Origin of the sequence: Xanthomonas albilineans, from assembly GCF_002939705.1 — a bacterium.
GTDB classification, from domain to species: domain Bacteria; phylum Pseudomonadota; class Gammaproteobacteria; order Xanthomonadales; family Xanthomonadaceae; genus Xanthomonas_A; species Xanthomonas_A albilineans.
In genome coordinates, this window is record NZ_MDCB01000029.1 from 1 (window position 1) to 10,304 (window position 10,304).

The 10,304-nt window shown below is 57.1% G+C and carries 11 protein-coding genes, 4 pseudogenes, 1 CRISPR repeat array and 1 other annotated feature; of the genes and pseudogenes, 11 read left to right on the top strand and 4 right to left on the bottom strand.

Annotation, left to right across the window (positions count from 1 at the left end; translation table 11 throughout):
* Positions 1-435: DNA-methyltransferase (locus XalbCFBP2523_RS15265; RefSeq protein WP_146084114.1), on the top strand; the 435-nt coding region annotated here is incomplete at its 5' end.
* A gap of 114 nt (positions 436-549) precedes the next feature.
* Here XalbCFBP2523_RS15265 and XalbCFBP2523_RS15270 read toward each other — a convergent pair.
* Positions 550-813 (bottom strand): hypothetical protein, encoded by a 264-nt coding sequence (locus XalbCFBP2523_RS15270; protein WP_052687955.1) that lies wholly within the window; start codon positions 811-813, stop codon positions 550-552.
* A 163-nt stretch (positions 814-976) separates the two neighbouring features.
* The gene (locus XalbCFBP2523_RS15275; RefSeq protein WP_045766147.1) at positions 977-1,447 is read right to left on the bottom strand and encodes a DUF3489 domain-containing protein; all 471 of its coding nucleotides are present in this window, start codon (positions 1,445-1,447) and stop codon (positions 977-979) included.
* Positions 1,448-1,481: 34 nt separating this feature from the next.
* On the opposite strand from XalbCFBP2523_RS15275, the gene XalbCFBP2523_RS16895 reads away from it, so the two are divergent.
* The 6 genes and pseudogenes from XalbCFBP2523_RS16895 (at position 1,482) to XalbCFBP2523_RS15300 (ending at position 4,997) form a co-directional block, all read left to right on the top strand.
* Entirely contained in the window at positions 1,482-1,646 is a 165-nt protein-coding gene (locus XalbCFBP2523_RS16895; RefSeq protein ID WP_211286569.1) for a hypothetical protein, read from the top strand.
* Positions 1,603-1,920, top strand: a complete 318-nt coding sequence (locus tag XalbCFBP2523_RS17535) for an HNH endonuclease (RefSeq protein ID WP_488175804.1) — start codon at positions 1,603-1,605, stop codon at positions 1,918-1,920. The genes XalbCFBP2523_RS16895 and XalbCFBP2523_RS17535 overlap by 44 nt, the downstream gene beginning before the upstream one ends.
* 50 nt (positions 1,921-1,970) lie before the next feature.
* A CRISPR array of direct repeats spans positions 1,971-2,360; the repeat unit is 29 nt; unit sequence GTTCACTGCCGTGTAGGCAGCTCAGAAAA.
* A gap of 247 nt (positions 2,361-2,607) precedes the next feature.
* Positions 2,608-3,072 carry a phage terminase small subunit P27 family gene (locus tag XalbCFBP2523_RS15285; RefSeq protein WP_080928137.1) on the top strand — a complete coding sequence of 155 codons (465 nt, stop codon included), beginning with the start codon at positions 2,608-2,610 and terminating at the stop codon, positions 3,070-3,072.
* 119 nt (positions 3,073-3,191) lie between these two features.
* Positions 3,192-3,513, top strand: a pseudogene (locus XalbCFBP2523_RS15290) (IS3 family transposase); the annotation flags it as partial.
* Positions 3,514-3,628: 115 nt separating this feature from the next.
* Positions 3,629-3,796 (top strand): annotated as a pseudogene (locus tag XalbCFBP2523_RS15295) (transposase); the annotation flags it as partial.
* A gap of 95 nt (positions 3,797-3,891) precedes the next feature.
* Positions 3,892-4,997 (top strand): IS3 family transposase gene (locus XalbCFBP2523_RS15300; protein ID WP_104629999.1). Its coding sequence is split into 2 segments (ribosomal slippage): positions 3,892-4,150 and positions 4,150-4,997, totalling 1,107 coding nucleotides; the frame shifts between segments, so codons are not numbered across the junction.
* Here the strand turns inward: XalbCFBP2523_RS15300 and XalbCFBP2523_RS15305 are convergent.
* Positions 4,975-5,622: a hypothetical protein gene (locus XalbCFBP2523_RS15305; protein ID WP_146084115.1), complete on the bottom strand. Its 648-nt coding sequence runs from the start codon at positions 5,620-5,622 to the stop codon at positions 4,975-4,977. The genes XalbCFBP2523_RS15300 and XalbCFBP2523_RS15305 overlap by 23 nt on opposite strands.
* A gap of 112 nt (positions 5,623-5,734) precedes the next feature.
* Here XalbCFBP2523_RS15305 and XalbCFBP2523_RS15310 point away from each other — a divergent pair, with 112 nt between their 5' ends.
* The 4 genes and pseudogenes from XalbCFBP2523_RS15310 to XalbCFBP2523_RS15320 form a co-directional block, all read left to right on the top strand.
* Positions 5,735-5,980, top strand: coding sequence for a helix-turn-helix domain-containing protein (locus XalbCFBP2523_RS15310; protein WP_045757473.1), 246 nt, complete (start codon positions 5,735-5,737; stop codon positions 5,978-5,980).
* Between the two features lie 69 nt (positions 5,981-6,049).
* A complete protein-coding gene (locus XalbCFBP2523_RS16470; RefSeq protein WP_146084116.1) occupies positions 6,050-6,889 on the top strand; it encodes a hypothetical protein in 840 nt (279 codons plus the stop codon).
* 130 nt (positions 6,890-7,019) lie between these two features.
* A pseudogene (locus XalbCFBP2523_RS15315) lies at positions 7,020-8,044 on the top strand (IS3 family transposase).
* Positions 7,289-7,405: a sequence feature (AL1L pseudoknot), on the top strand. Its footprint overlaps the pseudogene before it by 117 nt.
* A 7-nt stretch (positions 8,045-8,051) precedes the next feature.
* Positions 8,052-8,528 (top strand): annotated as a pseudogene (locus tag XalbCFBP2523_RS15320) (IS256 family transposase); the annotation flags it as partial.
* 519 nt (positions 8,529-9,047) lie between these two features.
* On the opposite strand, the gene XalbCFBP2523_RS16655 reads toward XalbCFBP2523_RS15320, so the two are convergent.
* The coding region (locus tag XalbCFBP2523_RS16655; RefSeq protein ID WP_343251078.1) for a DUF6862 domain-containing protein at positions 9,048-10,304 on the bottom strand (1,257 nt) is incomplete at its 5' end.

Genomic DNA, 10,304 nt, shown 5'->3' on the forward strand with positions numbered 1-10,304 from the left:
ATCTGGGCCAAGAACACCTTCACGATGGGCCGTGCGGATTACCAGCGTCAGTACGAGCCCATCCTGTACGGCTGGCGCGAGGGCATCGATCATTTTTGGTGCGGCGCTCGCGATCAGGGGGATGTCTGGCAAATCAAGAAACCGCAAAAGAACGATCTGCATCCGACCATGAAACCCGTCGAATTGGTCGAGCGTGCCGTGCGCAACAGCAGCAAGACCAAGGACATCGTCCTCGATCCGTTCGGTGGCTCCGGCTCCACGCTCATCGCCTGCGAAAAGTCCGGCCGGCGCGCGCGCGTGATCGAACTTGATCCGAAATATGTCGACGTGATCGTGCGCCGCTGGCAGGACTACACCGGGCAAGCCGCAATACGCGCCAGCGATGGTGTGGCATTCGGTTCAACGCTGGAGGCCGAGCAGCCAGGGATGGCGTAAATTCCCCCCGCCTGCCCTCGCCTTGCAGCAACCGGTGACGGTGCTGCGCACCGTCACCGTTATCATGCAATATCCGAGCAAGAAGCCAAGCAATGCCTGGCTTCTTTTCCTCGATCAATCGATAGCGCATTTTTCGCGAGTGCGCGGCTTGACCCTGGCCAGCGCCTTGAGCGGAAATTCTAGCGCCTTGTAGCCCTCGTCGGCGATGAACCAGTCATTGCCGATGCTCTTGATCAGATTCCGATTGCGGAGGCCGTCGATCACCCTCTGGCGGTCAGCACCTTGGACGTTGCCGGGAACCCAAGTGATCTTGCCCTCGTTGTAATCATCGGCGTGGGCCAGAATGGCGAGCTGGGATGTTGTGATTCGGCTGGTCATTTGAATCTTCCTCTGCGTGTTGGTTGGTGATCGTATGTACGCTCTAATCACCTAGAAATCCAAGTTGTTTTTGCATATTTTCTGATTATTTTTTGTTTTCTTCTTGAGCATTCTCCGATGCTCTGCAAATCCTTAACAACCTACCGATTTCACCCTGTTTTTTTCATTCGACGCGGTAAGTACGCTCCCCACCAGGCGCTTTATCCGAGATAATGTTCAAACCAAGCTTTTTCTTGAATGCACCGGCAAACGTGCCGCGCACCGTATGTGATTGCCAGCCGGTTTTCTCGCAAATCTGCGCGATGGTGGCGCCTTCAGGGCGCTTGAGCATGGCGATCACCTGCGCCTGCTTGCTGTTTTCGCGAGTGCGTGACTCGGCTTGTGCGATGACGGCATCTATCTCTTTTTCGCTGATTGGCGCCTTGCGTGGCAAACCCAACGCCTTGTAGCCCTCGAAAGCGATGTTCCAGGTGTTGCGGGTTTGCTTGATAAGTGCGCGTTTGACCATTGCATCAAGCACTTTTTTGCGCGCGCTGCCGTTAAGGTTGTCGGGAAACCACGTGATCTTGCCCTCGGTGTGCTGATGGGCATGGGCCAAGATGGCGTGCTGGGCGGGGGTGAGCTGAGTGGTCATTTGAATCGTCCTCGATGTGTTGGTTGGTGGTTGCATGAACGCTCCAATCACGTCAAAAGCCAAGTGGTTTTTGCACATTTTTTGCTTATTTCTTGAACAGGCCATCAATGCCACGCAAAGCCCCCACGCCCTGCCGCCACCCTGGTTGCAGGAAGCTGGTTTCGGATGGTTCTGGCTACTGCGCCGACCATCAACGTGACAAGGTGGGCTGGCACAAAGACCGGCGTAATGCACATCAACGTGGCTACGGCGCGAAGTGGCAGAAATTGCGCGCCTTCGTCATGCACCGCGATCAAGGACTATGCCAGCCATGCAAACAGTCAGGACGCTTGACGCCGGCCGTGGCGGTGGACCACATCGTCCCAAAGTCGCAGGGTGGCACCGATCATCCAAACAACTGCCAGGCGATCTGCCATCGCTGTCACGTACTCAAAACGGCGCAGGAATCGCGTCAGGGGCGCGAAGGTGCTTGATGCAAGACAATTTGGACATATGCACAATGACAACGGTCATGGCATGCTCGATTCACTGCCGTGTAGGCAGCTCAGAAATGCTGATTGCAGCTCGTCCACGGCTTGTCCACGTTCACTGCCGTGTAGGCAGCTCAGAAATGACGCAGACCGAGGCCGCCGCGCTGGTGCACGTTCACTGCCGTGTAGGCAGCTCAGAAAATGATCTTTGCAACAGGTGGCGGGGATGGCTGGTTCACTGCCGTGTAGGCAGCTCAGAAAACTGCGGCTAGTGCAGCAACACCAGAAAAGATAGTTCACTGCCGTGTAGGCAGCTCAGAAAAGAACGGCATGACTTGCATATAGCCGCGCGCAGTTCACTGCCGTGTAGGCAGCTCAGAAATTCGAGGCGAAGCTGAAGGGGGATGCGTTTCAGTTCACTGCCGTGTAGGCAGCTCATGCAATGCTCGGGGCATCCATCGGACTCGATGCTGGGTAGGGGGGTCAAATCCTTGCGATGCAATCGCAAAAGACCGCTCGCCCCCTCAATTTTTCGCGCGTGCAAAATGAAAAACTTTTTTTTGAACAGATCCGTGTCAAAGCTAAGCGTTGCAAGGGCCTACAAGGCTGACTTGGCGCAGATCGAACAGGTCGATGCGACGCCATGGACTGCGGCAAGTCACGCGGACATGACCTCAGAACTGAAAACCTATGCGCGGTCGTAAACCTCTGCCTGTAGCAATCAAGAAGATCAAAGGTACGCTGCAAAAATGCCGGACCAACCCGCATGAGCCCCATCCCGAGGGGCAATTGGGTGCCCCCCCGGAGTACATGTCTGACATTGCCAAGGAGGCATGGACCTATGCGGTAGAGAACGCACCGCTGGGTTTGTTTTCTTCCCTTGATGCCACGGTTCTGGAACGCTGGGCCAATTGCGCAGGTCTGTACCGCGAGGCGCTGGCCAAGATCAACCGATCTGGTGTCGCCGGCATGATCATCAAGACCCCCAGTGGAATCTTGCGGCGCTCCCCGCTGATGGATGTGATCCGGGATCTCGCGTTGGAGATGAAGGGGTACGAGTCGGAGATGGGGTTCACCCCTGCATCCCGATCACGCGTCCAGGTCGCGCAGGAGTCGGTCGATAAGCACGATCCCTGGGCGGACATAGTCGGGTAGGTAGCGCGATAGCAACCTCCCATTACGCCACGCTCGCCTATCGCTATGCCGAAGCCGTTGTCGCCGGCGACATCCTGGCCTGCCGCTGGGTGCAACGCGCCTGCCAACGCCAACTGGACGACCTGGCACGCTTCAATACGATGCTGGACGCAGCCATCGAGACCGTCACAGCCAGCAACGAACGGCCGATCGTGCACTCCGATCGCGGCGCCCACTACAGGTGGCCTGGATGGCTGTCGCGGATCGCTGATGCAAAGCTTGCGCGTTCGATGTCTCGCAAGGCATGCTCGCCGGACAACGCGGCGTGTGAAGGCTTCTATCGAGGACTTCATCGCGGCGTTGCACTCCTACATCCTTTGGTACAACGCAGACCTGATCAAGATATCGCTGGGAGCCCGTAGCCCCATCGAGTACCAGCGAGACCTTGGGCTCGCCACATAACCCGTCCAAGTTTTCTGCCGCCCCCCTTGAGGGCTGACCCACTCCCGGAAAACCGGGCCAACGTAAAGTAGAGACTTCGCCGGCATGGGCCCCCGTCATCACGAGGAGTCAAGCGATGAAGAAGTCACGGTTTACCGAGGAGCAAATTGCCTATGCGCTCAAGCAGGCCGAGTTGGGGATGGCGGTCGGTGAGATCTGTCGGAAGATGGGAATTGCCGAGGCCACGTTTTACGTATGGCGCAAGAAGTACGGTGGTCTGGGGCCGTCTGAGCTCAAGCACTTGTGACTGCTGGAGGAGGAAAACCGCAAGCGACGTCCCCCCGCCTTTGAGTAGCACAGCGATTTGGAGTCCAATCCCCAACGAGACGGAGATTGGACATGAAGAAGCGCTTTACCGAAGAGCAGATCATCGGCTTCCTGCGTGAGGCCGAAGCCGGCGTGGCGGTGAAGGACCTGTGCCGGCGGCACGGTTTCAGCGAGGCCTCCTACTACCTGTGGTGCAGCAAGTTCGGCGGCATGAGCGTGCCGGAGGCCAAGCGGCTCAAGGAGCTGGAGTCGGAGAACACGCGGCTGAAGAAGCTGCTGGCCGAGCAGATGTTCGAGAACGACGTCATCAAGGATGCCCTGCGAAAAAAGTGGTGACCGCACCGGCGCGCAGGATGCTGGTGCGGCAGCTGATGGAGCGCGGGCTCACGGAGCGTCGGGCGCTGGCCGTGGTGCGGATGAGCGCCAGCGCGCTGCGCTACGTCCCGCGTCCGGATCGCAACGTCGAGCTGCGCGAGCGGATCCTGGCGCTGGCGCAGCGGCACAAGCGCTACGGCGTCGGGATGATCTATCTGAAGCTGCGGCAGGAGCAGTGGCCGGTGAACTACAAGCGGGTGGAACGGCTGTATCAAGAGGCCAGGTTGCAGGTGCGCCGGCGCAAGCGGAAGAAGGTGCTGCTGGGCGAGCGCCAACCGTTGCTTCGGCCTGAAGCGGCCAACCAGGTCTGGTCGATGGACTTCGTGTTCGACCGCACCGCCGAGGGCCGGGTGCTCAAGGCCCTGACCATCGTCGACGATGCCACGCACGAGGCGGTGGCGATCGAGGTGGAGCGGGCCATCTCCGGCCATGGCGTGGCGCGGGTGCTGGATCGGCTGGCGCTGACACGGGGTCTGCCGCAGGTGATCCGCACCGACAACGGCAAGGAGTTCTGCGGCAAGACGATGGTGACGTGGGCCCACGCGCGCGGTGTGCAGCTGCGCTTGATCCAGCCAGGCAAGCCGAACCAGAACGCCTACATCGAGAGCTTCAACGGCCGCCTGCGCGACGAGTGCCTCAACGAACACTGGTTCCCGACGCTGCTGCACGCCCGCACCGAGATCGAGACCTGGCGACGGGAATACAACGAGGAGCGACCGAAGAAGATCTTGGGCGGCCTGACCCCGGCCGCCTATGCCCAACAGCTAGCGGCCAAAACCGCTACGATGAAACCCGGACTCTAAAGAGCCCCGCTACTGAAAGCGGGGGGACGTCGAGTCGGGCGCACCAGACTGACGCGGCTCGTTGCGACATTGGGAACACGAGCAGCGGCGTATCGAGATCGGCCACCTCCAGTACGAGCAAAAAACGCCCATCGCGCTCCACCGGCGTGAAGGTGGGCGTGCGCATGTGGGTACCCTGTACCCAATTGCCTACCCCTGCGAATTGCATGCGCGCGCGCGTCTCCCAGTCGGCGTACCAGCGCAGCGCATGCTCGAAGGCGAAGACACGATAGACAGCTGCCGTAACATTACAGACTGCCAATTGTCTGTTGGCGCAGTCGAATGCGACGAAGATCGGGCTGGGATAGCCGAGCAGATGAAGCAGATCGAGATTTAGACCGTTGGCGGCATTGATGGACTCGACCAGTCGCCGAGCCCGATGGTGCATCCGCGTAAGCAACCAGAGAACGGTGGCAAACGCCCCCGTTGAGACAACGAATACGGTCGCCGCTCCGCCGCCCTCACGGGCCGGGGCGAACGCCCAGGTCAGCGCGGCCCCAATCGCCGTCAGGAGGGCAATCCCGCCAATCGGCGGTGCAAAGGTCATCAACAGCGCTGATCCAAGGGTTCGTATGATCCCGGCCATGCAGAGCTCCTCCATTCCCTGCATGGTAGTGGCTGGGCCAGAAATTGTCACTCATAGAGAGTGAACCGATAAGGCGTGGCCCAAAAGTGGACTCCGCTCCATCTTTGCCCGCATGCTGAAGGTCACGAAACCCACCGATCCCCGCGTCCTGTTCGGGCTGCGGCTTGCTGAAGTCAGGAAGGCCAAGGGCCTGTCCCAAGAGGGCCTTGCTTTGGGGAGTGGAGTTGCCAGGAGTTATTTGAGTGGAGTCGAACGGGGCCAACGGAACATCGCGTTGCTTAACATCTACCGACTCGCTGAAACTCTGGGGGTAACTCCGATGACCTTGCTGAAACCTCCGTCAGGCTTCGAGAAGTAGGTTGCATCGCTTTTTGCTTATCATGCTCTGATAGCAAGGTAAAATCACTACAACAGTATGTCTGAGGAAATGACAGCTCGCGAACTTGGCGTGTGGTATAGCCGAAATTTAGCTATCAATTTGTCCGCCAACGCGGAACGGCACAGGCATTGCTCAGACGAGGCGCAACGCGCGAAAAGAGCCGCTCTCAGAATCGACGCCGCCGCTATGGCCATTCATGCATTCTTCCCGCAGGGGACGCATTGCGTCGCATTGTGCACGATGGTTCATCGCCTCGTACAGGTTGTTGCCACAGCCACTTTGCTCCGGGATAACGGCGGCCCATGTCTTGTTACCGCATTACACGCTTTATGTGATCGAACCGGCGATTACAACTCCCACTATTTCGATCACGGCCTCATGGCGCTTTCCATGAATAATGAACGGATTGGACTTGCCGGAAAAAGATGGTCTTGCTACGATAAACATGATGTCGCCTTACTTCAACTTGACGAAGAGGAGACTGAAAAACTCGGGGGCGCACTTGATATTGCACATGCAATGGCGCCGGCAAAGCTCTGGATTGCATATGGCTTTCCGCAATCATCAAACAAGCAGAAACATCGTCTCCACCCCTTCTCTCTAGATTGCCAGCGAATCGTCCTTTACGATTCAACTTTCTTTCCCTCAGCATCAAGTGTTGATCCCGAAGCAAGTTTTTCATTGCATTACGACCCAAAAAAAGCTTTCAACGCAGGGACGCGCAAGGAGCAACATGCGCGATCTCCGAAGGGCTGTAGCGGCGGATTGGTAGCGGGATACCATCCACAGTTCGGATGTTGGATTCCAGAAGGGATTATCACCGAGTGGCACGAGTCAAGTAGTGCATTAGTAGCTACGTCTATTCATTCGGTATTTCCAGCTCAGTGATAGTCAGGGCCAGTCTTCCGGTACAAGTGCAGGTGGCTTGGTCCAAGGCTGTTCCACCAACGCCTACTGGAACCATTGATTGAACCGCCCCGCGAATGTGTGAGGCTCCAACTCTTGAGAAGATGGAGTCATGAGCAAGTATTCACCAGAAGTGAGAGAGCGTGCGGTTCGGCTGGTGCGGGAGCATCAGGGAGAGTACGGCTCGCAGTGGGCGGCGATCGAATCGATTGCCGGGAAGATCGGCTGTTCGGCGCAGACGCTGTGCAATTGGATGCGGCAGTGCGAACGTGATGCTGGCGAGCGTCAGGGGCTGACGACGGACGAGCGGACGCGGATGAAGGCGCTGGAACGCGAGGTGCGCGAGCTGAGGCAAGCCAACGAGATCCTGCGCAAGGCCAGCGCATATTTCGCCCAGGCGGAGCTCGACCGCCGCTTCAAGCCCTGACCACGTTCGTGACTGAACATCGTGACGTCCACGGGGTCGAGCCGATCTGCCAGGTGCTGCAGGTTGCCCCGTCGACGTATTACCGCCACGCGCAGCGGGAAGCGGACGCGAACCTGCGTCCGAAGCGTTGGTGGAAGGACCGGGCGCTGCGCCCGCAGATCCGGCGGGTATGGGAGGAGAACCGACAGGTGTACTGGGTGCGCAAGCTCTGGCGGCAACTCCAGCGCGAGGGCTACCAAGTGGCTCGCTGCACGGTGGAGCGACTGATGAGCGAACTCGGCCTGCACGGGGTGGTGCGCGGGAAGGTGGTCAAGACCACGATCAGCGACAAGCGTCCGTGCCCGCAGGACAGGGTGAATCGGCAGTTCCACGCGCCCTCGCCGAACCGACTGTGGGTCAGCGACTTCACGTACGTCTCGACTTGGGCTGGGTTCGTGTACGTGGCCTTCGTGATCGACGTGTATGCGCGGCGGATCGTGGGCTGGAAGGTGTCGCCGAGCGCGCTGGCCGAGACGATCAACGGGTTGTACAAGACCGAGGTGATCCACCGGCGCGCGTGGCGCAACGGCCAGGACGTGGAACTGGCCACGCTGGATTGGGTGCATTGGTACAACCACAAACGCTTGCTGGGGTCGATCGGGAACATTCCGCCAGCAGAAGCCGAAGAGGCTTACTATCGACAACAGGCCCGTTACGCCGAAGCGGCGTGACTCAAACCAAACAGCCTCCCAACTTCCCGGGGCGGTTCACCTGGTGCGGGCCAGCCTGCGCTATGTCAACGCCAAGGACAGCAAGGCGATGGTGGTCGCGCTCAAGCGCATCTACCAGTCGGCGAACGCCAAGGAAGCGGCGGTGGAACTGGATGCACTGGAGAGTGAATGGGGAGACAAGTACAAGGCCGTGGTGCGGTTGTGGCGCGGCAACTGGGACAACATCATTCCGTTCTTCCAGTTCCTGCCGCAGATCCGCAAGGTGATCTACACCACCAACGCGATCGAGTCGTTGAACATGGTCATGCGTATGTACACCCGCAACCGACGCATCTTCCCGAACGACGAGGCGGCATTGAAGGCGCTGTTCATGGCGATCCGGGAGGCGTCAAAGAACTGGAAGAGCATCCATCACTGGAAGCCGGCGTTGCAGAGCTTCCCGTTGATGTTCGGCGAGGAACGGGTGCCGCTGGCGGCGCTGTGATGAAAATCGGTTACACAGTTGGCTTGACAGACCCACAGAGCCTCTTGAGGAGCGAGGTTACACAGTTCAGTTTACAGACTCACCCGTGGGGCTTCGACAGTAGTCCTGGCCAGAAAAAGAAAAGAAATGTGGGCAGAAAAGCGAGAATTAAAAATGAATAAAAATAATAATTATAAACAATCCGAAAGCCTTTATTCTTTAATAAAGGGCCAAGTGCAGATATTATTAAAAATAAAATTCCTGAAATTATCCACAGGAACATGACATCGAAATGAAAATATCCTAGATTAATATAATCTCCAATAGTACTAAAAAAAAATCCGATGTGCCCAATGCAGCCAAGGCCATAAAGCTGCATTGAAAATGAAACCATCACCCTTAGGCGTCTAAATAAAAAATATAATGGGATAAATATTGTCGCCAAAAAGATGGAGGCGACAATGAATATGTAAAATAATATTTCCCAACTTGCGCCACCCATTATCATAGAAAATCCCACCACATAAAGTTAAGTTAAAATTACTTCCCGGAATTCCCATTCAAATAAGCATCGCCGCATCCTTTCCCATAGCCCATATTCACACAACCCGTATTAACACGATCATTTGGATTTAAAAGATTATCGACGTGACCTGCTTTTTGCATCAAATAGATCGTAGCTTGAGTCATATCTTTAATGTAATGCTCATGGATAATCTGAAGACTTGGATCAATCTGCTCCCTAACTAGCTGTTTGATACTCCAATCCTTTACATCCATTTTATTTCCATTAAAATAAATATCGCTGAAATTGCCATATCCATTAGACATAATTTCATTGCCCGCTGCCGATCGCCACGCACTCATGACATCACTAGCGCCCCAGTACTTATTCCAACCCGCCAGTAAATCAAAACCTGGGCCACTCAAATTTCCGCGAGATTGACTTTCCGCCGCAGCAAACCATACCGCCCCCGTCTGTCTCGCCATCGCCCCGAAGAAATCCGCACGCGGCATAATATCATTAATCGCCGCATAGATTTGGCGATCACTGAAAACTAGATCCAATGTACTCTTGCGTGAATCTTTAATGTCATTATCCATCAGTCGGAATTGAATAGGCTCATCAATAGTCAGAGGCCCCTGCATAAATGAAGGATAAACTTTTTTCCAAGACTCATCCCCCACATAAATGAGTGCATCGCGCACACCCTGCTGGCAAGCGCTTCCCGAAGGGTCCTGGGAACATGCCTGCTTTAGTGCGAGGTCGTTACTTTTCGAGAGGGCAACATACTTCTGCACCACCTCGTCGCATCCCCCAGACGTGGAACATGAGTCTAGCTCACGTTGCAGTTGAGCAATTTGCTGGTGGTTCAAATAATTATTCGCCACCTCATTCCCTGCCGTCGCCGCGCCCGATGCACCACCGGCCACAGCACCCGCCGTCGTCGATGCCAGACCCGTCAACGCATCGGCCAATGGCCCGGTCACGCCGGCATTGCGTAGCGCCTCGGCCACCGCCGGGGCCGTCAGCGTGCCCGCCGCCGCGCCTGCGGCGCCGCCCACGCCGCCGGTCAATCCTCCCACCGCCGTATGCGCCAGCACCCGCAGCGTGCCATTGGCGCCCCACTGGCTGTCCAGTTGGTCGGCCTGGGCGAGCAATTGCGCTTTTTGATCCGGGTCGGTGGTGTTACCGGCTTGCAGCCGCATGGCCGCCGCTTCGTTCGTCTTGTGCTCGGCGTAATCCCCAATCGCCTTACTGGCCTGCTGCCCGAACGTCGCCATGATTTCCGCACC

Coding starts and splice junctions, on each gene's coding strand:
- XalbCFBP2523_RS16470 (WP_146084116.1), top strand. CDS start 6,050: ATGACAGCTCGCGAACTTGGCGTGTGGTATAGCCGAAATTTAGCTATC.
- XalbCFBP2523_RS15285 (WP_080928137.1), top strand. CDS start 2,608: ATGCGCGGTCGTAAACCTCTGCCTGTAGCAATCAAGAAGATCAAAGGT.
- XalbCFBP2523_RS15305 (WP_146084115.1), bottom strand. CDS start 5,622: ATGGCCGGGATCATACGAACCCTTGGATCAGCGCTGTTGATGACCTTT.
- XalbCFBP2523_RS15270 (WP_052687955.1), bottom strand. CDS start 813: ATGACCAGCCGAATCACAACATCCCAGCTCGCCATTCTGGCCCACGCC.
- XalbCFBP2523_RS15275 (WP_045766147.1), bottom strand. CDS start 1,447: ATGACCACTCAGCTCACCCCCGCCCAGCACGCCATCTTGGCCCATGCC.
- XalbCFBP2523_RS16895 (WP_211286569.1), top strand. CDS start 1,482: ATGAACGCTCCAATCACGTCAAAAGCCAAGTGGTTTTTGCACATTTTT.
- XalbCFBP2523_RS15310 (WP_045757473.1), top strand. CDS start 5,735: ATGCTGAAGGTCACGAAACCCACCGATCCCCGCGTCCTGTTCGGGCTG.